21 protein-coding genes are annotated in these 24,593 nt (G+C 67.9%); 5 read left to right on the forward strand and 16 right to left on the reverse strand.

Annotated features, from left to right (window positions below; all coding sequences use genetic code 11):
* Positions 1-47: 47 nt before the first annotated feature.
* From F6X51_RS20020 to F6X51_RS20040, 5 genes are read right to left on the reverse strand one after another with little or no spacing between them, the layout of a single operon-like run.
* Positions 48-1,106 (reverse strand): glycosyltransferase, encoded by a 1,059-nt coding sequence (locus F6X51_RS20020; protein ID WP_150965440.1) that lies wholly within the window; start codon positions 1,104-1,106, stop codon positions 48-50.
* Positions 1,103-2,017: a glycosyltransferase family 2 protein gene (locus F6X51_RS20025; RefSeq protein WP_150965441.1), complete on the reverse strand. Its 915-nt coding sequence runs from the start codon at positions 2,015-2,017 to the stop codon at positions 1,103-1,105. Before F6X51_RS20025 ends, F6X51_RS20020 begins: the two co-directional genes overlap by 4 nt.
* 46 nt (positions 2,018-2,063) lie before the next feature.
* On the reverse strand, positions 2,064-3,200 hold the full coding sequence (locus F6X51_RS20030) for a glycosyltransferase (protein ID WP_150965442.1): 1,137 nt from the start codon (positions 3,198-3,200) through the stop codon (positions 2,064-2,066).
* A gap of 21 nt (positions 3,201-3,221) precedes the next feature.
* Positions 3,222-4,121, reverse strand: coding sequence for a glycosyltransferase family 2 protein (locus F6X51_RS20035; protein ID WP_150965443.1), 900 nt, complete (start codon positions 4,119-4,121; stop codon positions 3,222-3,224).
* Positions 4,111-6,165 (reverse strand): HAD-IIB family hydrolase, encoded by a 2,055-nt coding sequence (locus tag F6X51_RS20040; protein ID WP_150965444.1) that lies wholly within the window; start codon positions 6,163-6,165, stop codon positions 4,111-4,113. Before F6X51_RS20040 ends, F6X51_RS20035 begins: the two co-directional genes overlap by 11 nt.
* Positions 6,166-6,225: 60 nt before the next feature.
* Between F6X51_RS20040 and F6X51_RS20045 the strand changes: the two genes are divergently transcribed.
* Together F6X51_RS20045 and F6X51_RS20050 are read left to right on the forward strand one after the other, a co-directional pair.
* Positions 6,226-7,266 carry a glycosyltransferase family 4 protein gene (locus tag F6X51_RS20045; RefSeq protein WP_150965481.1) on the forward strand — a complete coding sequence of 347 codons (1,041 nt, stop codon included), beginning with the start codon at positions 6,226-6,228 and terminating at the stop codon, positions 7,264-7,266.
* Positions 7,266-8,492, forward strand: a complete 1,227-nt coding sequence (locus F6X51_RS20050; protein WP_150965445.1) for a glycosyltransferase family 4 protein — start codon at positions 7,266-7,268, stop codon at positions 8,490-8,492. Before F6X51_RS20045 ends, F6X51_RS20050 begins: the two co-directional genes overlap by 1 nt.
* Here F6X51_RS20050 and F6X51_RS20055 read toward each other — a convergent pair.
* Positions 8,480-9,463: a glycosyltransferase family protein gene (locus tag F6X51_RS20055; RefSeq protein WP_150965482.1), complete on the reverse strand. Its 984-nt coding sequence runs from the start codon at positions 9,461-9,463 to the stop codon at positions 8,480-8,482. The two genes, F6X51_RS20050 and F6X51_RS20055, sit on opposite strands and share 13 nt — an antisense overlap.
* A 136-nt stretch (positions 9,464-9,599) precedes the next feature.
* Between F6X51_RS20055 and F6X51_RS20060 the strand changes: the two genes are divergently transcribed.
* Positions 9,600-10,205 (forward strand): hypothetical protein, encoded by a 606-nt coding sequence (locus tag F6X51_RS20060; RefSeq protein ID WP_150965446.1) that lies wholly within the window; start codon positions 9,600-9,602, stop codon positions 10,203-10,205.
* A gap of 28 nt (positions 10,206-10,233) precedes the next feature.
* Positions 10,234-10,878 carry a hypothetical protein gene (locus F6X51_RS20065; protein WP_150965447.1) on the forward strand — a complete coding sequence of 215 codons (645 nt, stop codon included), beginning with the start codon at positions 10,234-10,236 and terminating at the stop codon, positions 10,876-10,878.
* Between the two features lie 374 nt (positions 10,879-11,252).
* Here the strand turns inward: F6X51_RS20065 and F6X51_RS20070 are convergent, their stop codons facing one another.
* The 10 genes from F6X51_RS20070 to F6X51_RS20115 all read right to left on the reverse strand — a co-directional run bounded on the left by F6X51_RS20070 (position 11,253) and on the right by F6X51_RS20115 (position 22,486).
* On the reverse strand, positions 11,253-13,490 hold the full coding sequence (locus tag F6X51_RS20070) for a CHASE domain-containing protein (protein WP_246696913.1): 2,238 nt from the start codon (positions 13,488-13,490) through the stop codon (positions 11,253-11,255).
* A 354-nt stretch (positions 13,491-13,844) separates the two neighbouring features.
* Entirely contained in the window at positions 13,845-14,477 is a 633-nt protein-coding gene (locus F6X51_RS20075) for a tyrosine-type recombinase/integrase (protein WP_150965448.1), read from the reverse strand.
* Between the two features lie 493 nt (positions 14,478-14,970).
* Positions 14,971-16,095, reverse strand: a complete 1,125-nt coding sequence (locus F6X51_RS20080) for an alpha/beta hydrolase (RefSeq protein ID WP_150965449.1) — start codon at positions 16,093-16,095, stop codon at positions 14,971-14,973.
* 74 nt (positions 16,096-16,169) lie between these two features.
* Positions 16,170-16,727 (reverse strand): DUF305 domain-containing protein, encoded by a 558-nt coding sequence (locus F6X51_RS20085; protein ID WP_191970187.1) that lies wholly within the window; start codon positions 16,725-16,727, stop codon positions 16,170-16,172.
* Between the two features lie 130 nt (positions 16,728-16,857).
* Positions 16,858-17,886 carry an AraC family transcriptional regulator gene (locus tag F6X51_RS20090; RefSeq protein ID WP_150965451.1) on the reverse strand — a complete coding sequence of 343 codons (1,029 nt, stop codon included), beginning with the start codon at positions 17,884-17,886 and terminating at the stop codon, positions 16,858-16,860.
* A gap of 394 nt (positions 17,887-18,280) precedes the next feature.
* Entirely contained in the window at positions 18,281-18,493 is a 213-nt protein-coding gene (locus F6X51_RS20095) for a DUF4287 domain-containing protein (protein WP_150965452.1), read from the reverse strand.
* 293 nt (positions 18,494-18,786) lie between these two features.
* Entirely contained in the window at positions 18,787-19,275 is a 489-nt protein-coding gene (gene cynS / locus F6X51_RS20100) for a cyanase (RefSeq protein ID WP_150965453.1), read from the reverse strand.
* Between the two features lie 27 nt (positions 19,276-19,302).
* Positions 19,303-20,280: an ABC transporter ATP-binding protein gene (locus tag F6X51_RS20105; protein ID WP_150965454.1), complete on the reverse strand. Its 978-nt coding sequence runs from the start codon at positions 20,278-20,280 to the stop codon at positions 19,303-19,305.
* 4 nt (positions 20,281-20,284) lie between these two features.
* Positions 20,285-21,124 (reverse strand): nitrate ABC transporter permease, encoded by an 840-nt coding sequence (gene ntrB, locus F6X51_RS20110; protein ID WP_150965455.1) that lies wholly within the window; start codon positions 21,122-21,124, stop codon positions 20,285-20,287.
* Positions 21,125-21,127: 3 nt separating this feature from the next.
* Positions 21,128-22,486: a CmpA/NrtA family ABC transporter substrate-binding protein gene (locus tag F6X51_RS20115; protein WP_150965456.1), complete on the reverse strand. Its 1,359-nt coding sequence runs from the start codon at positions 22,484-22,486 to the stop codon at positions 21,128-21,130.
* A gap of 184 nt (positions 22,487-22,670) precedes the next feature.
* Here F6X51_RS20115 and F6X51_RS20120 point away from each other — a divergent pair, with 184 nt between their 5' ends.
* Entirely contained in the window at positions 22,671-24,563 is a 1,893-nt protein-coding gene (locus tag F6X51_RS20120; protein WP_150965457.1) for a sigma 54-interacting transcriptional regulator, read from the forward strand.
* Positions 24,564-24,593: the final 30 nt, after the last annotated feature.

The following is a 24,593-nucleotide window of genomic DNA, read 5'->3' on the forward strand; positions in this document are numbered from 1 at the left end:
TAGAAGATGCGCACGCCCGGGATCGGGCGCGCGTCGGGCATTCAGCCCTAGGCGGCCCGCCGCGCCAGCCCGTAGAGGGCTTCGCAGCGCGCGAGCCAGAGATCGCGTGTGAAGAGGCGCAGCACGCGTGCGTGCGGGATTGTCCGGGGAATCGCGAGGGCGTCGCCGATCGCCCGGACCAGGGCGGGGGCGTCGTCGGGCGGGACCAGATGGCCGGCCTCGCCGACGATCTCGGCGGCCGCCCCCATGGCGAGACCCGCCACCGGCACCCCGCAGGCCATGGCCTCGATGGCCACGAAGCCGAAGGGCTCGTCCCAGCAGGGCGTGAACAGAAAAACCGATGCGCGGCCGATCTCGCCCGCAAGGGCCTCGCCGGAGAGATGGCCGCCGTAGCGGATCGATCCACCGAGCTGCGGGGCAATCCGCGCCTCCCAATAATCCCGCTCCTCGATCGGGCCGAACAGGGTGAGGGGGATGCCGGTGCGCTGCGCCGCCGCGACGGCGAGATGCGTGCCCTTGATGGGTGTGATCCGCCCCGACCAAACGGCGCTGCCGTCTCCCCGATCCTGGAAGGGCCAGACTGCGGGATCGACGCCGTTGTGGAGCACGGACACCCCCGACGGAGCGCCCTCGGGCCACCAGATCTGGCGCTGGGACTGCGAGGTCACGGTGATCTGGTGTCCGGGCACGAGGCTGTCCGTCACGAACCAGCGCAGGGCGTCGTAGGGCGGGACGTGCAGCGACGTGACGGTGGGCATCTCCGCGAGACGCCGGTGCTCCAACGGCAGGCGGCTCAACGCATTGTTGTGCAGTACGTCGAAGCCGCCGGCCGCGATCCGGTCGCAGGCGGCGGCGTATCCGGCATCCACATGGGCGACGAGGCCGGCATCGCCTCGGTGTTCAAGCCCGGGGAAGCTGCGCTCGTGGTGGAGCGGGATCACGGGGTCGATGGAAAAGCGCGGGTCGCTGTCCCCGGCGGCGAACAGAACGACGTCGTGCCCCCGCGCGATCAACCCGTCGGCCAGCGCCCAGCAATAAGCCTCCATGCCGCCTGCGAAGGGCCGCGCCACCGGATGGCGCAGATGCGCGAGGAGCGCGATCCTCACGCGGTCGCCGCGGTGCCCCGCGCCTCGAGGAAGCGGATGACGGAGGCCGAATTGCTGTAGGGCTGGTGGCTCTGCTGGCCCGTCAGCGTGAAGTCGCCGGCCTCGGGGCGGCGCAGGATGCGAATGGGCCGGTTAGGGGTGTCGTCGATCAGCCCCATGACCTTGAAGGCGTAGAGCCAGTGGCCCATCGTCCGGTAGCCCCACTTGGCCTCGAACAGTTCGGCGTTGCGCACGACGCTGTCGAGGTGGTGGACCGGCGGCATGTGGTGGGGGTGGTACTGGTGATAGGCCAGTCCGCCCTTCATCCAGGCGATGGGAATGCCGGCTTGGTCGAGGACCTTGCCGAAATCCGTGTCCTCGCCGCCGTAGCCGGTATAGCGCTCGTCGAAGCCGCCGCAGCCTAAGAAGGTGTCGCGCCGGATGGCGAAGTTCAGGGACCAGAAGCACCGGTAATCCGGGCAGATCTCCAGACCGGAGGCCGGGGGGCCCCGGCGGTCGGAATGGCGCTCCGCCAAGGCCGCGAAGCCCTCGTAGGTCCAGTCGCCGGCGGTGGCGCGCTCGGGCAGGTGGAGGACCTCTCCCATCAGCAGGCCGTCGAGTTCGGCGAGGCCGCGCGCGTAATCGGTCACGAGGCCGGGGGCCGGGATGCAGTCGACGTCGAGGAAAACGACGGCGTCGCCACCGGCCACCGCCACCCCTCGGTTCCGCGCCGACGCCAGCGGCAATTCGGCGCCAGGCACCAGGATCTGACGGACCGGGAAGGCAACCTCGGGCAGGTCGTAGGGGGCGTCCTGCATCACCGCCACGATGAACTCAGTGGGGACTTGCGTCTGGCGCTCCAGGCCGAGGAGCACGTTGCGCAGGTGCGCCGGCCGTCCCTTGGCCAGGGTCACGACGGAAACGGTGGACATGGGGCGGTCTGGCTCCGGGGGGGGCGAGCGAGGAGAATGCGGGTGGTCAGCCGGTGGCAACGACCGTGCGGGCGGCGGGCTCCACCGCGCCGTGCCAGAGTTCGTCGGTCAGGTCCTCGAGCCAGCCGGCGGCGCGGGCCGCCGCATCCGGCGCGTAGAGGCTCCGCAGCGGGGCTGCGTCGAGGGCGCGGGCCCGGGCGAGGAGGTCGCGCCAGCCCTGGAGATCGCCCGGCCAGACCGGGGCCTGGACGGCGGCCCCGAGCCGGACCAGGGCCTCGGCCTTGCGGGTCTGCTCGCCGAAATAGCGCCATTCGGGCATCACGATCAGGCGCCCGCCGACGCGGGCGACCTCATGGACGGTGTTGTCGCCGGCGGAGGCCACCACGATGTCGGCGGCGGCGAGGTAGTCGGTCACCGAGGGCACCCAGCCGAGTTCGCGCAGGTTCGAGAAGTCGGTCTCGTGACCCTCGCGGTGGGTCGGCCCCAGGGTCAGCCACAGCGCCTCGGGCGCGGCCCGGGCGGCCACCGTGAGTGGCGCGTAGGGCGTACCGCTGCCCCCGCCTCCGGTCACCGCCACGACGATCTCGCGGTCCGGGTCGAGGCCGAGCCTTTCGCGGGCCTCGGCCCGATCCGGCACCCGGTCGACGCTGGTGCAAAGGCCGCCGCTGTAGAAGGTCTTAGCCTGCAGCGCGGCTGGGTAATCGTCCTGCTCCATGCGCGCGTCGAAGGGGGCGAGCATGCCGACGCAGGCCTCGTAGGCGCCCACATGGCCGATGTCGGTGCGGTCGCCATGCATCCGAATCTGCACCGCCGGCACGCTGGCGATGCGTGACAGCAGCGCGATCTCCGCCGAAACGTCCACGACGAAGAGGCCGACCTCGCGCTCGTCGAGATGGTCGAGGATGCGCCGCATGGTCCGGCGCATCGCGGTCAGGCCCAGCGGCACGCAGTGCATGACCTGCGGGGTCGGCTCCGTGTAGAGGCGCGGCGTCGGCACCCCGGCGCCGATCATGTTCGGCAGCGGCACGATCTCGATGTCGCGGGAGAACCCGTCGAACAGCTGCGGGCCGGCGGTGAGTACGGAGACGGGCCGGTCCTTGGCGAACTCGGCCGCCACCGCCATCGTGCGGTTGGCGTGGCCGCGTCCCTGGTGATGGACGAAGAACGCGATAGGTTTCTTCATGGCTCTCGGGTTCGCGATCCGTCAGGAGAACAGGGCGTCGAGCCGCAGGGCGGCGGCGATCTCGGGGCCGGCCGGCCGGCGCAGGATACGGATCGCGGGAGCGTCGTCGTCCCAATCGATCAGCCCGGCGGCCCGGAACTGGCCGAGCCAGTAGCTCATGCACCAGCGCCCGTGCCTGTCCCGAAAGCGGGCGGCGTTGGCCAGGATGGCGTCGAAGTGCTGCAGCGGCGGCACGTGGACGGGATGGTGCTGGTGGTAGGCGCGGGCGTTCCCGACCCAGTAGGTCGTCAGCCCCGAGGCGGCGAGGCGCGCGGCGAGGTCCGTCTCCTCGCCGCCATAGCCGCGATAGGCCTCGTCCATGCCACCGACGGCGCGCCAGGACCGGGCCGGCAGCGCGAAGGACAGCCCCCAGAGCTGGCCGGGATCGGCCTCCCGGCGCAAGGCCTCCGGCGGGATCGCGGGGCGGGCCGGATGGGTATGGCCGAGCCGCGCGAGGGCCGCTTCGTCGGCGGCCTCCTCCGCCGTCAGCCCCGGCGGCAGGTACAGCACTTCGCCGAGGAACAGGCCGTCGGTCTCCATCGCCGCGCGCCGATAGGCCCCCACGAGGGTGGGCGACGGGATGCAGTCGACGTCGAGGAAGGTCAAGAGATCGCCCGTGGCGGCCTCGGCCGCGCGGTTGCGGGCGGCCGCGAGGGGCATCGGCTCCCCCGCCACGTGGCAGTGGCGCACCGGACAGCCGGGGTCCGGCAGGTCGGGCGCGCGGTCCGGCTGCATCCAGGCGATGATCAGTTCGCGCGGGTGCACGGACTGGCGCGCCAGCCCGGCCATGAGGTTGCGCAGGCGGTCGGCCCGGCCGCGCACCAGGGTGAGGACGCTCACGCGAGGCCCGGAGGACGACCCGGCGGACGGATCAACTGGCATCGGCCAGCATCCGGCGGAAATGGCCGACGCCCTCAATGATGCCGCGGGCGTGCGAGGCCCGGGCCACGTAGGAGTGCTGCAGGGCGGCGTTGCTGGCGAGATCATCGGAGAAATTGGCCACGATGATCGCCTGCGTCTGGGCGCGCAGCATCTCGACGTCGTTGCCCGAATCGCCGGCCACGAACACGGCCCGCTCGGGCAGGCCGTAGAGGGCCCGGACATGACCCACCGCCGTGCCCTTCGAGGCCGTCTCCGGCAGCACGTCGAGGTAGAGCCCGTGGCTGTGGATCACGTTGGCAGAGAGTCCCGCCCGCGCGAGGGCCACGCGAACTCGCTGGGCGGTCGCCGCATCCGCGAAATAGCTCAGCTTGTGTCCGCGATGCTCCAGGGGTCCCTGGGGCACGAGGCCATCGAGATCGGACAGGGCGGTACGCACGCCAGCCCGGTCCCAGCCGGCCGAGACGATGGCGCGCCAAGCCGCATCCGCCGTGTAGGTCACGCCGTTGGGGTCGAGGTGGTAGATCTCCGATCCTACCGAGGTGATCATTACCTGCGGACGCGGGCTGGCCTGCTGCTCCAGGATCGCCATGGCGCTGTGGAAGGAGCGGCCGGTGGCGACCCCGAAGGCGAGACGCGCCTGACGGCTGCGCCAGCGTCGGAAGGTGCCGAGCGCCGCCTCGCAGCCCACCAGCGTGTTGTCGATGTCACAGACGAGGAGTTGGCGCGGCGCCGCCAGGGGCGGCTCAGGAGTCAGCAGCGCCCGCAACAGGGCGTGGTAGCGCGCGGCGTGCCGGTCCCAGTCATAGGCGGCGGCGGCGCGGGCGCCCCCCGCCACGCAGCGGGCATAGAGGTCGGGATCGTCCAGGATGCGCAGGCACGCCGCAGCGATGGCATCGGGATTGCGCGGATCGACGAGGAGCCCGTTGCCGCAGGTCTCCACGATGTCGTTGGGGCCGCCGCTGTCGGTGGCGACCAGCGGCAGCCCGGCAGCGGAGGCCTCGAGGAGGGTCAACCCGAAGGGCTCGTTGAGAGCTGGATTGACGAAGAGGCCGCCCCGCGCGCGCGCGTATGCGTAGAGCGCCGGCACGTCCTCCAGGCCATGGGTCTTGGGGTAGGCCACGCGCCCGTAGAGGTCGTAGCGGTCGATCAGCACCAGGATCTCGCGCATGGTGGCGGCCATGTCGCCGTCGAGGGCGTCGATGTCGTCGCGGGTTCCGGCCACCAGCACCAGGTTGGCGCACGCTTGCAGGGTTGGGCTCTCCCCGTAGGCCCGCACCAGGGCGCCGAGATTCTTGCGTGCCACCGGTCGGGCGAGGGCCAGCAGCACCGGCTTGCCCGGATCATGCAGGAACCGATTGATCGTGGTGTCGACCCGCGGCAGGGCCTCGGCTGCCGCGAACCGGGCGAGATCGCTGCCCGGCGGCAGGACGCGGATGCGGCCCGGATCGTAGGCCGCGTACCCGGCATACTGCACCTCCGCCTCGTCGCGGGAGGAGGCGACGACGAGGCTCGCGCGGGCCAGCGCGCCCTCCTCCGCGGCGATCCGGCGCGCGAGGTCGGTACCGCGCTCGGCGCCTGATCCCAGCATCGCCGCTTTCACCCGCCCGAGGGAGTGGGCCGTAAACACGAAGGGGATTCCGAGGGCCTTCTCGACGATCCTCGCCACGGAGGCGGCATCGGCGTAGTGGGCGTGAATGAGGTCGGGCGCCCGGGGCTGCGCTGCGATCCAGGCGATGAGGTTGCTCGCGAAGCTGTCCACCTCCGCGTGCATCTCCTCCTTGGGGCGGTAATCCGGCGATGCGCTCGCGAGCCGCAAGAGCGCGACCTTGTCGGAGATCGCCTCTTCGGGCACGGCATAGTCCGGGCCGAGCAGGCCCTGGAACAGGCGCGTCGCGATTACGATCCGGTCGATGTCCCGATCCTGGGCCGAGGCGGCCACGAGATCGAGCAGGTAGCGGATGTGACCGCCCGTATCAGCGGTGAGTCCGAACACGACCCCGCCGCCGCGCAGACAGCCTTGCAGGGCGACATGCAAGACGAACATCAGGCCGCCAGGGTCTTGAGCAAGGTGCGGATAAGAAGTGTGTCAGATGAGGTCCATAGCGTGATCCGCGTCGCCCAAATCGCCCCGAACATCTTCCCCGTTCCCCCCGAGCATCATGGCGGCACGGAGCGGGTCGTTCATGACCTCAGCACGGCGCTGCGAAGCTTGGGTGTGGAAGTAACGCTGTTCGCGCCGTCCGACAGTGCGACAGACTTGCCGCGCATCGGCGATCATCCGAGTCTTGCCGCCCTGGAGCACCGCCACGGGCAGGTCGCGGCCGGTGTCCCGGCGGCGCTGGACGCCCTGCAGCTGGAGGCGCTGCGGCTGCACCTTGACCAGTTCGACATCGTGCATTGTCACGGCGAGTTCGCCCATGCCGCCCTCCTCGGTGCGCGCCGGCGCCACAGCCTCACGACGGTGCACTGGCGGGTGGATGAACTCGATCGGAAGCTGTTCTTCGCAGGCTTCCCGGATCTGCCGGTGGCAGCGATTTCGGCAGCACAGGAGGCCGGAATCCCGGTCGTGAACCGGGCAGGCATCGTCCATCATGGCATTGCGCGAGAGCGTTACGCCCTCAGCACGCAGCCGGGTCCGCACGTCGCCTTCGTGGGCCGAATGACCGACCAGAAGCGGCCGGACGCTGCGATTCGGGTCGCACGCGCGGCCGGCCTGTCGATCCGGCTCGGAGGCACGATCGATGTCGGCAACCCCGACTACTTCGAGAACCGGGTGCGACCGCTGCTGGCAGACGACGCGACCTATCTCGGGCCCCTGAACGATGCCCGAAAGGCAGATCTGCTGGGAAGCGCGCGGGCGCTGCTGTTTCCCATCGACTGGCCGGAGCCCTTCGGCCTGGTGATGATCGAGGCGATGGCCTGTGGCACCCCGGTGGTCGCCTGGAACCGGGGCTCCGTGCCGGAGATCGTCGAAGAGGGCGTGACCGGCTTCATCGTCTCCTCCGAGGCGGAAGCGGTGGCGGCGCTGGCACGGATCGCGCACCTCGACCGGACCCGGGTTCGCCAGCGCTTCGAGGCGCGCTTCACCGCCGCGCGCATGGCGGCCGACTACCTCGCCCTCTACCAGCGCCTGCTGGCCACCTGATGCGCGTCGCCCTCCTCGCCTGGGACTACCCCCCGGCCCCGAGCGGCCTCTCGACCGCGGCCCGGGAGATCGCTGAGAGCCTCGCCGAAGCGGGTGCCGACGTCACGGTCTTCAGCCTCGACCGGACCGGCTGCGAGTGCGTCGGCGCCGTCAGGGTGGCGGGCTTCGCCCTGCCGCCCGGCGGCGGGCTGGCGCGCCTGCGCTGCTGGGGCGCCGCCGGGCATCTCGCCGCGCCGCTCGCCTTCCGGCACGCCGTGCTGGCGGCCCATGCCCGCCAGCCGTTCGAAGTCGCGGAAGCCACGAACTGGTACGCTCCCGCCGCCCTGCTGACCGGACGCCCGGACCTTCCGCTGGTGACCCGAAGCTCGACGCCCGCCGCGTTCACGCGCGACGCCCCTGCCACCCTGCGCGACCGCCTCGACGGCACCGCAGCCGATGCCCTGGAGCGCGCCCAGGCCCGGGGCAGCGCCGGGCTCATCGCCAACACCGAAGCGCACGGGGCGGTGATTGCTCGAAGCTACGGCCTGTCCGGGCGCCAGCCCGAGGCGGTGATCGGCCTCAGTCTGCCACCGGAGATCCTCGCGGCGGCGCGTGGTGCCCCCTACCCGGGCGAAACGGAGCCTGTGCGCCTGCTCTTCGTGGGCCGGGCGGAGGCGCGCAAGGGCTTCGACGCGCTCCTCGGCACGGTTGCAATCCTGGCCGACGAGGCGGAGCGGGGCACTATCTCAGCCTTCCGACTGGACCTCGTCGGGGTGCCCCCGGAGGATCTGCCGGACGATTTGCCCGTGGCAGCGCGGGCCCGCATCCGCGCTCGGGGGCGGGTACCGGCCGGGGAACTGGCGCAGGCCTATGCGGAAGCCCACGCGGTGCTCGCCCCCTCGCGCTACGAGAGCTTCGGCCTCGTCTACCAAGAGGCCCTCGCCTATGGCCGGCCGGTGGTGGCCTGCGCGCAGGATGCGAGCGCCCGGGCCTTCGTGGGCGCGCCGGGGGCGGGCCCCCTGGCACGGGAGGCTACCGGCGCGGCCCTGGCGGAGGCCCTGCGCCCGCTCCTGGCCGATCCGGCCCTGCGCGCTCTCTACCGGAGCCGGGCTCTCGCGGCGTCCGGCCTGTTCACCCGGAGGGTCCTGGCACGCGAAACACTCGATCTCTACGCTCTGGCCATCGCGGCGGCCCGACCCAGCCCGAGGCGCCGTGTGCGCCCGCGCTCGCCGTCTCAGTCCTGGTAGGGGCGCAGCAGCGCGGCTTCCTCCTCGGGGCGGCCGTGCCCGGGCGCGAGGCGCTCATAGTGCCGGGAGCGCGCCAGGACGTGGGCGCGGTCGAGATGGTGCTCGATCGCGCCGTGCAGCGCGATGAGGCTGCGCGGCCAGCCGCCGTCGAGCACGGGCCGCTCGTGTACGCGGCCGGCATAGCGCACGGAGCGCCGGTTCAGCCGGTACTGCACGTCCGGGTAGACATCCGAGAGGATGCCGTCGACGCGGTTCCGGCGCGCCAATCCGATCGAGACGACGTCCCCCGCCTCGGCCAGGGCCGCCAGTGCTGGCAGGCGCCGCCCGGCTTCGGCGGCCAGGGTCTCGTCGGCGTCGAGCTGCAGCATCCAGGAATGGCGGGCGAGATCCTGGAGGGCATTGCGCTGTGCGGCGAAGTCCTGCCCGAAGGGTCGAGCGCCCACCCGCACGGAGCCCCGGAGACCTCCGGTGGCCTGAACCGCCCGTACCGGCCTTGCCGACGCGTCGAGGAGGACCACGATGTCGTCGGTCCATGCCACATGGATCGCGAGCGCCGCGAGGACGGCCGCCAAAGCCTCCGGGCGGCAGAGCAGGCCAAGGGAGACGGGCGGACCCACCGCAAGGTCGAGCGCGTAGAGGTTTCCGTGCGCGGCGCACCGGTCGTGCGGCTGGCGCAGAGCCATACGCCCGGCCTCATCCACGGGCCGGACACCGCGAGCGTGGCCGGTCGCGGCGCTGCGGAGGGTGTAGAGGTCGAGGCCATAGGGCGCGTCCGGGTCGGGGCTGAAGACCGGGCCGGCGAGACGTTCGGCCAGGTGCGCGCGGCATCTCGTCGGATCGGCCTCCACCTCCAGCAAAAGGCCGCAGGAACCGCAGGCGATCGGAAACGCCCGGTCCCGCCCGTTCGGGTAGAGCAGGCGCCGGGCGCTCGGCCCGAGCATGTCGGCCGCGCAGACGAAGCATCGGCGCATCATCGGTCGCGGCCCCTTTCCCGCACGTCCGGCCTCCCGCCTCCACCGCAGGGCCCTTGTCGCGCCGGGCCGGCGCCATACCTCTGCTGCTCCGCCAACCCTTGCCGCAACGGACGCCCAGGTCGACTCTCCGCGCATGCTCGACCTGTCCGTCTTCGCTTCGAGCCCCGTCGCCATCGTCGGTAACGCTCCGGGGCTCGACGCCGCCGCCGCGATCGACGGGGCGCCCCGCGTCGTGCGCTTTAACAACGCGCCGGGTTTCGGGGGCCGCGCCGGGTCCCGGGTCACCCACCTTGCCCTGGTCAATCGCGGCGGGCAGATGCGCGAATGGCTTGCCGATCCGCGCTTCCTAGATCGCCCGGTGGTCCGGCATGCGGACGCCTTCATCTTGCCCTTCCCGAGGCTCCCCGCCAAGCACAACCGGCTCGAACAGGTGTGCTGGACCCGCGAGGCGGTGGCTCGGCTGGCTCCCCTCGGCAGACCCATCCACATCCTGTCCGAGGACCTCCACGAGGGGGCTCGGCGGCGTCTCGCTGCCGGCACGGTCGGGCGGCCCAACCCGAGCACCGGCTTCCTGGTGACGCTGGCGTTCCTCCTCGGCGGCCCCCTCGGGCACGGCTCGATCGAAGCCTATGGCTTCGGCTTCGACGGCTGGCCCGGCCATCCGTGGGCGGCCGAGCGCGCCTGGTTCCGGCAGGCCGAGGCGGACGGACAGCTGCGGCTCCATCCTTGTCATCCGTGACTGCTCCGAGCAGGAACCCGTGCATCCGATGTCCACTCTCATCACTGTCCTGAAGAGCGCCGGCCGCTACGACGCAACCTGGGTCGAGCGCCTTGCCCGCGGCGTGCGCCGCCACGCCCCGGCCTTCGACCGGATCCTCTGCCTCACGGATCTTCCCCTCGCGGTGGCCGACGTTGAGCGGGTGCCGCTCCGTCACGACTGGCCGGCTTGGTGGGCGAAGATGGAAGCCTTCCGCCCCGGGCTCACAACCGGGCCGACGCTGCTCTGCGACCTCGATACCGTTCTGACTGGGCCGGCCGATGCCCTGGCTGAGCCGGGCCTCACCGCCATGGAGGACTACTTCCACAAGGGCCGCGTCTCCAGCGCCCTGCTGCGATGGCCCGGCGGAACGCTGGATTTCCTCTACGCCGCCTTCGCGGCGGAGCCCGAGCGCTGGATGGCGCCCGGCGCCTGCGGACCAGTGCCGAACGCCGTCCATGGGGATCAGGTCGTCATCGATCGCCTGCTGCGCCGGGAGGGGCTGCATCCGGACTTTTTCCAGCGCCGCTACCCCGAACTGCTCGACTTCTACGACCCCCGGCGGGCCGATCACGGTCCGGTGGTCATCTTCATCGGTGACTCGAAGCCCGACACCGCGAGCGGCCCGGTCCGGGCGGCGTGGACCGAGCTCTAACCGGTTGCGGAAACCGACTTGCCGGCATTCCCAGCACCGCTCGTGCCGTGTCCGCTTCCAGCAAACCTACGTCTCGACTCAGGCCGGCAGGGCATTGTTCATTCCGGTCTTCGACCGCCGTCCATCCAACTGTCGCGAAGCGGACCTCGCGAGGGTCGGCAACGGGTCGTGAGCGGGATCAGCGAGGATGTCCGCTTCCATGCATCTCTGCTCCAAAGCGGACCCGCTGAGATCCAGCCTTGCCGGTCGTAGATTATCGTCTGGCAACCGGCCTGAAAGCGGACCTTCTGAGGGTCTGAGAAGAGTTGGAAGCGGCGGTTCAGTGCCTTTCGGCCCAAGGTCGGCTCATGGCGCTTTCCGGACCGGCTGCGGGGTCAGTGGTGCGTGTGGGCGAGCATCTCTCGGATGCGGGCGCCGAGCGTGTCCACTGCGAACGGCTTGGTTAGCACCGCCATGCCGGGCTCTAACTGTCCATTGGTCAGCAGCGCGTTTTCGGCGTAGCCCGTGATGAACAGCACGGGCAGGCTCGGCCGGCCGATGCGGGCCGCGTCAGCCATCTGGCGCCCGTTCATCCCCCCCGGCAGACCGACGTCGGTCACAAGCAGGTCGATGCGTACGTCCGATTGGAGCACCTTCAGGCCCGAGGCGCTGTCGGCCACCTCGATCGCCGTGTAGCCGAGCTCAGCCAGGACGTCCGCCACGAGCATCCGCACGGTCGATTCGTCGTCGACGACAAGCACCGTCTCGCCTGCCTGAGCCAACGGCAAGGCCGCCCGCGTCGTGCCGAATGTCTCCGCTTCGGCTTTGCCGGAGTAGCGTGGCAGGTAGAGGCAGACCGTCGAGCCTTGGCCGACTTCGGAGTGGATCCGCGCCTGACCGCCCGACTGCTTGACGAAGCCGTAGATCATCGAGAGCCCGAGCCCTGTGCCCTGGCCAGTGGGTTTCGTCGTGAAGAACGGGTCGAAAGCCTTGGCAATCACATCCCGCGGCATGCCCATGCCGGTGTCGGTCACGCACAGGGAGAGGTATTCGCCGGCTGCCATATCCTGCCGCAGAGCCCCCTGCCGGTCGATCGAACGGTTGGCCGTCTCGATGACGACCCTGCCACCCTCCGGCATAGCGTCGCGGGCGTTGATGCAGAGGTTCAGCAGCGCGTTCTCAAGTTGCGGCGGGTCGATGAGCGTGGGCCAGAGGTTGGGCGCACCGACGACTTCAATGGCGATGTTGGGACCCACCGTACGGCGGATCAGCTCTTCCATGCCGGCGACTAGCCTGTTCACGTCGGTGGGCTTGGGGTCGAGCGTCTGGCGGCGCGAGAAGGCGAGCAGGCGGTGCGTCAGGGCCGCGGCGCGCTTGGTCGCCCCTTGCGCGGCGCTCATGTAGCGGTCGACATCGTTGAACCGCCCCTGCTGCATACGGGATTGCATCAGCTCCAAACTGCCCGAGATGCCGGCGAGCAGGTTGTTGAAGTCGTGGGCGAGCCCACCTGTGAGCTGGCCGACCGCCTCCATCTTCTGGCTCTGGCGGAGCGTCTCCTCAATCCGCGCGCGTTCCTCACCGGCTTGCCGGATCTGGTCGTTCGCCAGTCGCAAGTCGCGGGTCCGTTCCTCGACCCGAGCCTCCAACGATGCGTTGAGGTAGTAGACCTCGTCCTGCATACGGCGTTGCCGGCGCGCGATAAGGCTTAGGATGATTGTGAAGAACATCCCCCCGATGCAAACGAGCCAGACCTCGCTGAAGGACGATGCGCGCCGAGACGAGGCCCGGCTTTCGAACAGCACCGTCCAGGCGCGGCCGCCAAGTTCAAGATTGGCCCGCCGTGTGTAGCGCGCGCTAGCTGCCGCCTGCGGATCGCGTTTGGACCGATGCAAGAGCGTCGCCGCGCTCGGCTCGCCGTCATAGACGGCGAAGGCGGCGTCTTCCTCCGCTTCAGCCGCGACGATCGTGCCGAACAGATCGCCGGCGCGGAACGCGCCGAAGACGAAGCCGATGAATCGGTTGCGTCTCTCCTCCGGCGTGGGTGGGACGGCCCCCCCAGCATAGACTGGCATGGCGACCAGAAAGCCGGCCTGCTTGTTCCTATCGATCTCCTGCACGAGGTGGATGCGTGCCGAGGCTGCTGCCAAGCCAGTGTCACGGGCGCGCTCGACCATGTCTTGTCGCACCGGGTCCGACATCACGTCGTAGCCGATCGCTGCCTGGTTGCGCGGGTTTGGCGGCTCGGCAAACAGCACGGGGCTGACCGTCGCATTGCTTGTCTCCGGGCGGACGCGGAAGTTGGGCACCCCGAGCGCCTCGGCACGGACGGCGAAGCTCTCCCGCTCAACTGCCGGCAGGTTCGGCGTGAAGCCGATCCCCAGAACGCCAGGATAGCGGCTCTGAAACTCGATCCTCTCTACGAAAGAGCGAAACTCCGTCAGCGAGACGGTGTCGTTCTTTGCTGCGAACAGACCGGCGCCGCCGCGCAGCAGAGCTGTGTATGTGCGAAACTGACTCTCGATCGTGCGAAGCTCAATCTCGGTTGCGTGCAGAAAGGTCAGCCGATCTCGAAGCTGGGTCGACTGCCACAACACGACGGTGCTACCGCCGGTCGCGAGCAAGCCGCCGAACAAGATGACGGGCGAGATCCAGCGCGTCGCTCTGACCCGCTGAGCCGAGATGGTGCCCGGATTGCTGGACCGGCTCCGCGATGGCCACAGGGAACGCACAGATTACGACCGGCTGTTCGAGGACGCTGCCGCTGCAGCAGCGTAACAGCTCATCGTCATTTAAAATGGCGTTACCGAGGCCCCATCTCGCATGTCCCCTTACTTTGAGGGTTCCGACGCGGTTCGAGTGGGACCTGTGATGCGGCCTGAGCTGGTGTCTGTTTCAAGGCCGGCGCCGAAGGCCGCCGAATGACCAGGATGGGCGCGAAGCGGTCCGGCAGTTCGAGGGCTCCTCGACTGCGCCGAGGAGCCCGACGCTCAGATTTCGGTGCCTTCCGCCAGCGCAAGCGCGTCCTCAATGTCGACGCCAAGGTAGCGCACGGTACTCTCGATCTTCGTGTGGCCCAACAGGATCTGAACCGCGCGTAAGTTACCGGTCCGCTTGTAAATCAACGAAGTCTTCGTCCGCCGTAGCGAGTGCGTCCCATAATCCTCTCGCCGTAGGCCGATACCTGACACCCACTCGTCCACCAGCCGGGCGTACTGTCGCGTGCTGATGTGAGCCGCGTGGTCGGTGCGGCTCGGAAAGGCGAACTCATTGAGTGCACCACCCCGACACTCCAGCCAAGCAAGCATGCTGGTGCGGGCCGGTTCCAGCAGTTCGAATTGCACGGGCCGCCCAGTCTTGCGCTGGATGATGATAGCCCGCGAGCGGACGCGGCCGCCGCTCACGAGATCACCGATCTTCAGCTTGACGATGTCGCAGCCGCGCAGCTTGCTGTCGATGGCGAGGTCGAACATGGCACGGTCGCGCACGCGCCGCTCGCCATCGAGCCAGAAGCGGATGGCCCAGACCTGCTGCGGTTTGAGGGCTTGTTTGGCGCCGAGCTTGCGGCCTGCGTTCCAGGGGCGTAGGTCTTTGAAAGCTGGGTCGTGTTCTGAATGTCCCATCGCTCATCTCCCAACCTGCCCATGCCGGCAGGGTGATGAAGGACGGTATGATCACGGCCGCTGCAGCAACTGGCTGACGATAGCGAACCTGCTTCGAGACAGGCGGCGGGGCCGGAAAGCGGACAGGCCCCTACCGACCCGACCCAGTCATTCGCGCTTCCCACCGCGATGCCTGAAACCAGAAGGACCGCTATCGCGTGACGAACGGGCCGAAGTGGTCCTAGCCTTTCGGGCCGGTGTCGACCCAACTCGGACGGTTGGGTTGGCATGCTGTGACGTTCGGAACGGTAGGTCACTCGTAAGAAGCCACCTTACAAAACGCAGCTCGTTTGTGTTCGTGCGCCGCACCGTTACCGTATCAAGCACGCCAGAGCCGGACGCTCTTTTGCAGGTAGGTGTGTATTCCATTCGCTACCGGCGCGCACGGGGCGATGGTGAACACCCGCATGGCATCAAGCCAACGCCATGCGGAGTCCATCAGGTCGGTCGGGAACTAGCGGCTCGACGTTCCGAAAGCGGCCTTAAGGTCGCGTGCGGCGACGTCCTGCGCCGTCTTGGCATCCGCCACCACGGCGTCGAGCCCGAAGAACTCGTGGGTGACGCCCTTGTAGCTGACGTGCGTCGCCTTCACGCCGGCCGCCTTGAGTTTGTCGGCCAGCATCGCGCCGTCCGAAAGGAGCGGGTCGATGTCCGCGTTGATGACCGTGGCGGGTGGTAGGCCCTTCAGGTCGGCCGCCGTGGTCAGGTTGAGCATCGGGCTCTTCGCGTCCTCGGGCTTGGCCAGCGTCTTGTCGACGAACCAGCCGACCGCGGCCTTGGAGAGCGGCATGGCGTTCTGGTCGGCCACGTAGGAGGGCGTCGTCATGTCAGTGCCAGCAACGGGATAGACGAGCACCATGTGCACCGGCGCCTGTACGTTGCCGTCGCGTGCCATGATGGCGACGTTGGCCGCGAGGTTGCCGCCCGCGCTCTCTCCCGCCACCGCGATCTTGGCAGGATCGCCACCGAACTGGCCGGCATTGGCTAGAACCCACTTGTAGGCCGCGAAGGCGTCCTCATGGGCGGCCGGGAACTTGTTCTCCGGCGCGTGGCGATACTCGACGCTGACCACGATCGCGTTCGCCTTCTTGGCGAGCGCCAAGGCCGAGGCCTCGTAGGTGTCGATCGTCGCGATCACCCAGCCGCCGCCATGATAATAGACGACCACCGGGAGGGGAGCCGATCCGGCGCCCTCTGGCGTGTAGACCCGCACCGCCTGCGTGCCGCCCGCGACCGGATAGGTCATGTCCTTCTTGGACACCTTCATGGCCGCCATGAGAGCGACCGGGTCCTTGCCCTCGGACTTCAGGATCGCCTTGGCGGCATCGCCCGGCGTCGGTTGGGTCCGGGCTTCCTCGACCGTGCGGGATTCGGTCGGCTTCACGCCGAGCTCCTGCATCGTCTGCAGGACGCGGAGCATGTCCTTGTCAGCCCGCTTCATGGTGCCGCTATCGGGGCTCTCGGCGATGGCCGAGGACACTGTCTCGGGTGCCGGCGCCTGGGCGTAGGCAGGAGCCGCGACCAGCGCGACGCCCGCCATGAGTTGGGCGGCGAGCAAAGTTCTGAATGGGTGCGTCATGGATCAAATCTCTCTTTCGAGGGTGTGGGATGGTTGTGGGCCGGCCGCGCGAACCCGGCCTAGAAGCCGTTGCGTCAGGCCTTGAGCTCGCCCGAGATGCGCTTGCAGATCGCGACGTGTTCCTTGAAGACGGCGAGCATGACCGCGGCGAGATGCCGGCCCTGCTTCTCGGCCGGATCGGTCGCGCCGGCTGAGTTGGCCAGGAAGCCGTCGGCGAGGTCGCGCAGGAACTCGTGGTTTTCCAGCTGGAACGCGATGTAGGCCCGGTCGAACGCGGCACCCTTGTCGGCCGTCATCTTCTCGACGAGCGCCTTCTCGGCCGATTTGTCCCTTGGCGGCACCGTCACGAGGATGTCCTTCATCACCATGTTGACGGTGATGGCTTCGCCGAGTTCGAAACCCGCGAATTCATGCGCGTTGTGGTTGGTCGCCTTCTCGACACCGAGTTGCGATGTCGAAAGCGACATCTCGGCCCGCGGGATCACGGCGGAGTAGAATTGCGCGGCCATCTTGATGTCCGTCGGCGCCGCTGCAAGCGTCGCTCGGCTGGTCGGCGAGGCCGATTGGGCAAAGGCCGGGGTGGCGGCGACGAGCGCGATGCCGGCGAGAATGGAACGACGGTCGGTGATCATTCTGTTTCCTTTGGAGCCAGGGCAGAAGGGATGCACCTGGGCGTTGTCCGCCCGTCCCCGCCCTCGACCCCGGAACCGCACGCGACGACGGCTGTTCCCCGAAACGACGTCCTGCGAACGGCAGAAGGCGCTATTCGGACGTTGGGAGACCACCTGCGGCCACTTCAGGGAATGCGTCCGCCGCTGCCGGGTCAACAATGACATCCGGAGACGTGGTATCGATCCTCTGAGGTTCGCCTTCGTCCTGACCGCCGACGAGCCGGAATTGCGTCGGGGCGACGCCGTACTGCGCTTCGAATGCCTTGCTGAACGAACTGCGGCTTGCGTAGCCGATGCTGTCCGCGATGACCTTGAGGGGCAAATCCGTGGCAGTCAGGATACGCGCAGCGATGCGGAGCCGGACCCTCTGGACGAACTCCATCGGGCCCTGACCGAAGGCGGTCGCAAAGCTCTCGGCGAAGCTGGTTCGACCCATCCCAGCGAGCGCCGCCATGCTTTTGACGGTGAAGGCGGCTCCCGGCTGCTCCAGGATCGCGAGAACGGCGCGGGCGAGCTTGGGGCTGTGCAGAGTGGCCAGGAGCGGTGAAGCGAAATCATTCGCCGCAAGATGCTGACGCAGCAAGATGATGAGGCACTGCTTCATGAGCGCCTCCGTCATCGCCTGTGTCCCAAGGCTCGGGCTGGCGACCTCGGCCAGCATTGACGCGAATGAGTTCTGCAACACGGCGTTCGACGGGAAGGCCTCCACCATCGGAGCCTGGAACAGCTCGAACAAGCCCATCGCTCCGCTGTGGTTATCGGCGATCTGACCACAGACGAAGAGACTGTCCGGACTCCCGTCTCCTGCCGCGAAACTGACGAGTCCGTCGCTGTGAAGGGCGCATTGATCCCCGGCCTGAACCTCGCCGATGCAGTGCTCCGCTGCGCCAAGCGTATGCGGGAGGCGGGCCGGGACGACGAGGATGGTGTGGGGGGTGTACAACAGCCAAGGTCCGTCCCCGACCCGAAGGCTCCCGTTCCCGCGAAGCACGTAGTGGATCGTGATCGCGTCGAAAGGGCTGAAGCCCAGCCTCCACCCTTGCTGGATCCGACATACGGAGAACGCACGAAGGCGCACGGCGAGCGTGACGAAGAGGCGGTCGAGGAGGTCAGCCTGCATCGCGCGACGTTATGAACCAGCTTTTGGCGCACGCCAATTGGTGAATTTGGCAGGGGACGCTGACCAGAGCGAACGTGGCTCTTGGTCAGACCTGTAGCGGCGTGAACGACGAGCCAAGGTACGAGGAGCCAGGGTACGAGCCGGTTAATATCACGCTCCGTGCATCCGTTTCGGAGCATTCCTTGTGACACCCGCAATGGCTGCAACGGGTCGATAACAGCCACCGCTACTGTAGAGAAAACGGTCAGTTCTCCGACATATAAGGGCTATGCACTCGACGCAGACCGAGCCTTTACCCACGCCATAGACCGGGTTGCGTTTCCTGTGACGCTAGAATGTCGTTCCGAAATTGAGAAGGGGAAACCAGTCGCGCCGTCTTGGCGGCAGAGATCGGCTACCCTCTTTCCATAGACAGCACATGAGCGACGATCGCGTTGGCGTGACCGTGGCCCATCCCGTGCTCACTCTTCAGCATCGAAACCAAATCCATGTGCTTTGCGGAAAGCCGGTCCCGGACAAGCTGCTGCCATTCGCCGATTGCTCGTCCGTATTTCTTCTCGATAGACGGAAAGTACGACGCAGGTCCCTTGGTGGGTTCGGCAGGCACAGGAGCATCTTTTACACGAGTTGGCCCCCAGCAGCTTCGCCGTAAGCCGTGCAGGTTGCAACCTCCCCGTATGAGTTATCGCCGCAGCAATGCTGATGCCCGTTACGAATGGGAAGCGGGCTTCAGCCCTCCGCTCGGAAGTAGACACTCCGCCTCCAACCCAACCTCGCCAATAAACCCGCCTCGGAGACCTTCGAAAGCGGGTGCTCTCCGAGTGATCTCAAGCAATGGTTCCGGTGCGATCTGGAATTCCTCCCAAACGTCATGGTGCGGCGGGATCCTCGTGGTAGCGATTAGTCTTCCTTGAAGCCGTATTCCGGCACGCCGTCATCGTTGCCGTAATACTTGTAGGGCAGGAACTTGCCTGAAAGGTTCATCTTCACTCGGTCGCCCTTGTTGTTGGGCTCACGCTCCATGGTCATGTTGAAGTCGATGGCCGACATGATGCCGTCGCCGAACTCCTCCTGGATCAGCTCCTTCCAGGTGGTGCCGTAGACCATGACCAGCTCGTAGAAGCGGTAGATCAGGGGATCGGTCGGGGGCATCTGCGGGATCGAGCCGCGATAGGGCGCCTCGTTGAGCAGGCGCTCCTCGGCTTGGCTCAGGCCAAACAGCTCGGCGGCCTTCCTGGCCTGCGCCTTGGGCAGCTTCATCTGGCCCATGCAGGCGGCGGTGATGAGGATCGGCGAGATGCCGCCGATCTCCTCCTGGATGTGCTTCCAGCTCCAGCCCTTCTCACGCTTGATGTCGAGGAGCTTCTCGGTGAGGTCGTCGCGCTTCATGGAATATCCTCTTTTGGAATTGAGAAATTAGGCCCGCTTCCCGACCGGGTCGGTCGATGCGATCGCGGCCGCGTCGGCCTCGCTCAGGGTCGGGCGCACCACCGGCGGGTTGCGCTGGTCGTAGCCGACGGGCATCGCGTCCCGCAGGGTCTTCGAGCGGGTCACGAGGAAGTCGATGAGGTGGTTGCGCAGGGCGTAGTAGCCGGGGGCATGATGCAGCTGAGTCCGGTCCCGATCCTTCGGCAGAGGGTTCTCGACGATCTCGGCAACCTTCGCCATCGGCCCATTGGTCATCAGCACGATGCGGTCGGCGAGATAGATCGCCTCGTCGACGTCGTGGGTGATCATGAACACGGTCTGCCCGGTCTCGACGCAGATGCGCCGGACCTCGTCCTGCAGGGTGCCGCGGGTGAGCGCGTCGAGGGCTGAGAACGGCTCGTCCATCAGCAGGATCTTCGGCTCGATTGAAAGGGCGCGGGCGATTCCGACGCGCTGCTTCATGCCGCCGGAGAGTTCGGACGGGCGCTTGTGCTCGGAGCCGGACAGGCCCACCGTGCGGATCGCCTTGCGCGCCCGGTCCTCGACCTCGGCCTTCGAGGCCTTGCGCCAGCGCGAGGAGACCGCGTAGGCGACGTTGCCCAGCACCGTGCGCCACGGCAGCAGCGCGTGTCCCTGGAAGATCACGGCGCGGTCGAGGCTCGTGCCCTCGATCGCCTCGCCCGCTGCGATGACGACGCCCTCCGTCGGGGCTTCGAGACCCGCCAGGATGTTGAGCACCGTGGTCTTACCGCAGCCCGAATGCCCGATCATGCACACGAACTCGCCGCGGCGCATGGGCAGCCACATGTCCTCGAAGACGGTCGAGGTCTTACCCCCGGGCGCCGGATAGCGTCGGGCGATCCCCTCGATGGAGATGTACTTGTCGTCGGACATGGCGCGGGTTCCGGCGGTCCTGGTGGCGGTCTGAGGTGCCGACGCACGCCCGGCGAAAGGAAGGATGCTCATCGCCTCACTCCGGGAAGGTCACGAGGCGCTGGGCGCGGGCCAGCAACTGGTCAAGGATCATGCCGACGAGGCCGATCACCAGGATCGAGACGATCACGTTGTTGATCGAGAGGTTGTTCCACTCGTTCCAGACGAAGTAACCGATGCCGGTGCCGCCTACGAGCATTTCGGCGGCGACGATGACGAGCCAGGCGATGCCGATGGAGATCCGCATGCCGGTGAGGATCGTGGGCGCGGCCGCCGGCAGGATCACCGTGAAGGCGCGGCGGATCGGCCCGACCTCCAAGGTGCGGGCGACGTTGAGCCATTCCTTGCGGGTGCCCGACACGCCGAAGGCGGTGTTGATCAGCATCGGCCAGAGTGAGCAGATGAAAATCACAAAGATCGCCGACAGGCCGGAATCCTTGATCGTGTAGAGAGCGAGCGGCATCCAGGCCAGCGGTGAGACCGGCTTTAAGAGTTGGATGAACGGATCGAGGGCGCGACCCATCAGCGGCGACATGCCGATGAGGAAGCCGACGGGGATCGCAACGATCACCGCGAGCAGGTAGCCGAGCGCCACGCGGCCGATGGAATAGGCGAGCTGGATGCCAAGCCCCTTGTCGTTGGGGCCGCGATCGTAGAACGGGTCCTTGAGGTGCTGCCAGATCGTGGCGCCGACATCCATCGGCCCCGGCATCGCCGACTTTCCGGTGGTGGCGGTCTGCCCCATCAGGGCAGCGTATTCGGGGTCCATGACCTGCGTCTTCGCGACGCCGCCGACCGCGACCTGCCAGACGAGCAGGACACCAACGAGGAGCGCGAGGGACAGGAGTGCCGCCCGCGCGGAAAGGTTGCGGGCCATGGCTCAGCCCGCCTTCCGGATCTTGAACGAGTCGAGGTAATCCTTCGGCTTGTCTGGATCGAAGACCTTGCCCATCACCGAGAAGGTCTTGCTGGTGGCGGTGGGCGGCGTCTGGCCCTCCGCCGTCATCAGCCGGGCGGCGTCGGTGGCCAGGAAGACCTTCTCGGCTACCGCCTTGTAATCGACCTCGCCCTTCACCTGACCCCAGCGCTGCATCTGGGTCATGATCCAGACCGCGAAGGACGACCACGGGAAGGGATCGAAATCGACGCGGTCCGGGACCTTCCTGACGTTGCCGAGACCGTCCGCGAAGGTGCCGGTAAGGACCTGCTCTACTACCGTTACCGGCTGGTTCAGGTAGTTCGCCGGGGCGATTTGGGCGGCGATCTCCTTCCGGTTTCCGGCCTTCGAGGCGTAACTGGTCGCCTCGATGATCGCGCGCAGGAGTGCAGCGTAGGTATTCGGGGTCTGCGTGATGAAGTCGTTCGAGGCGGCAAAAGCGCAGCACGGGTGCCGGTCCCAGATCTCCTTGGACAGGATGTGGATGAAGCCGACGCCGTCGTAGACGGCGCGCTGGTTCACCGGGTCGGGTGCGAGGAAACCGTCGATGTTGTCGGCCCGGAGGTTGGCGACCATGTCCGGCGGCGGCACGGCGCGGATCTGTACGTCGGTGTCGGGGTCGATACCGGCTTCCGCCAGGTAGTAGCGCAGCAAGTAGTTGTGCATCGAGTAGTCGAACGGCACTGCGAGCTTGAAGCCCTTCCAGTCCTTCGGGTCGCGCCGGTCCTTGTGCTTCATGGCCAACGTAATCGCCTGGCCGTTGACGTTCTCGATGGCGGCGGCCGTGTAGGGCGTCGGATTCGAGCCGACCCCTAGCGAGATCGCCAGCGGCATTGGCGCCAGCATGTGCGCGGCGTCGTATTCCCGGTTCAGGGTCTTGTCGCGGATCACCGCCCAGCCAGCGGTTTTCACCACATCGACGTTCAGGCCCTGCCGCTCGTAGAAGCCCATGGGCTTGGCCATGATGATCGGTGTGGCGCAGGTAATCGGGATGAAGCCGACCTTGAGATCCTTCTTCTCGGGTGTGCCGGCGGCGGCGAAGGCCTCGGCGGCAAACTTCGTTGGGAAGAACTGGCTCACAGCCGCGATGGCGGTCGCCGCGCCGACGCTGCGGAGGAAGGCGCGACGCTGGGCGTCGTGGGGGAACAGGGCGCGCATCACCGCGCCGTCCACCACCCGCTGGATCTCGGCATCGCCTGAGAGCGCGGCCTCATGATCGGCTTGGCTCGCATGTTCGCCGCAGGTGCAGCCGCCGCGCAACAGGCGCCGCTTAGCGTCGAAGGGATTGTCGAACAGGGCCATGGGGTTCTCGCGCAGCGCCAGTCTCTACGCACCGAAGCGCAAGCTGTGTGCCAATCAGCAAGCTTTCTGAAATTCGCTGTGTAGCAATGACTTATCGCTATCGATAAAAACCACGAGATTTCGTGTAAAATGATTTTTCGTAGTGAGATCACGAAACATCGTAGCATAGGAGGTCGGCTTGGCCATGGAAGCGAGTCACGAGGATTACGGCCCCGTGTTCGAGCAGCACCGCGAGCCGATGCTGGTGCTCGACCCGGCAGCGGACCGCATCGTTGACGCCAATTCGGCGGCGGCCCGCCTCCTCGGCTATGACCGCGCGGTGCTGCGCGCCATGGCGGCGAGCGCCCTGCACCCGGGCCAGCGCCCCGCGCTGATCGTGTTCACCCAAGGGGCGCTGGCCAAGGGGCAGTGGTGGTCCCAGGCGCTCATTCCCCGCCACGCGGACGGCAAGACCCTGCGCCTCGAATACGCAGCGAGTCCGCTCGGGGAGGACCGGCTCCTAGTGACGCTCTCCGATCTGGAGGCGCGCCGCCGCCGGGTCATCGACGGGCAGGCTGACGCGCATATGCGGGCCGGCCTCTCCGAGTGGCAGCGAATGGAGCGGATCTTTCGCGATATCGAGCGCGAGAACCAGCTGATCCTGCGTGCGGCCGGCGAGGGCATCTACGGCGTCAATGCCGAAGGCGTGACGACCTTCGTCAACCCCGCAGCCGAACGGATGCTCGGCTGGCTCGCCACCGATCTCGTCGGCAAGGACATGCATGCCACCGTCCATCACACCCATCCGAACGGGGCGCTTTACCACCACCACGATTGCCCGATCTATGCCGCCTTCCGCGACGGCGCGGTGCATCAGGTCGATAGCGAGGTGTTCTGGCGAAAGGACGGCACCGCCTTCCCCGTCGAGTACACCTCGACGCCGATCCGGGACCGGGGCCAGCTTCTCGGCGCGGTCATCGTCTTCCGCGACATCAGCCAACGCCGCGAGGCCGAGGAGCGCCTGCGCAGTGCCTTGGCCGAGGTCGACTCGCTGCGCGAACGGCTGGAACTGGAGAATGCCTACCTCAAGGAGGAGATTCGGCTCGAGAGCCACCACCAGGGCATCATCGGACGCTCGCCTGCCATCGAGGCGACGCTCCGCCAGATCGATCTCGTGGCCGGCACTGACGCCACGGTCCTCATCAGCGGCGAATCCGGCACCGGCAAGGAGCTGATCGCCCGCGCCATCCACGAGGCGAGCCGGCGGCGCGACCGCCCGCTGATCCGCGTGAACTGCGCCGCCGTGCCCCGCGAGTTGTTCGAGAGCGAGTTCTTCGGCCATGCCAAGGGGGCCTTCACCGGGGCCCTGCGCGACCGGGTCGGGCGCTTTGAGCTCGCTGACGGTGGCACGCTGTTCCTCGACGAGGTCGGCGAGATCCCCCGCGACCTCCAGGGCAAGCTGCTGCGAGTCTTGCAGGAGCGCTCGTTCGAGCGGGTCGGCGAAGAGCGTACACGGGCCGTCGATATCCGCCTCGTGGCCGCAACCAACCGCGACCTCAAGGAGGAAGTGCGCCGCGGGCGGTTCCGCGAGGACCTGTATTTCCGTCTGAACGTGTTTCCCCTCGCCGCAAGCCCCTTACGCGAGCGCCCGGAAGACATCGGGCTGATCGCACAGCACTTCCTGAAAGGAGCCGCGCGCCGCCTGAACATCCCCGAACCGCGGCTGACCGAGGGCGACGCCCGCCGGCTCGCGCACTACACGTGGCCCGGCAACGTGCGCGAACTCGAAAACGTGATCGAGCGAGCGGCGATCCTGGCCGTCGGCGGCCGGCTCCGCTTCGACCTTCCGGAAACCGAGCCGCAACGCCGCCCCGCTCCAGCGCCGGCTGCGCTTCCCGTCGACCGTCCACCAACCGAAACCGACCGCCGTGCGCGCGACCGCGCCGAGATCGAAGCGGCGCTCGCGCTCACGGACGGCCGGGTGTTCGGGCCAAAAGGCGCCGCCGCCCTTCTTGGATTGCGCCCCACGACCCTAGCCTCGCGCATGAAAGCCCATGGCTTTGTAAGAAAATCTGACATTCCTTTATATAAACGGTGAAAACGGAGCGCAAAAGCCACTCATCGCTCT

Origin of the sequence: Methylobacterium planeticum (assembly GCF_008806345.1) — a bacterium.
Classification (GTDB): domain Bacteria; phylum Pseudomonadota; class Alphaproteobacteria; order Rhizobiales; family Beijerinckiaceae; genus Methylobacterium; species Methylobacterium planeticum.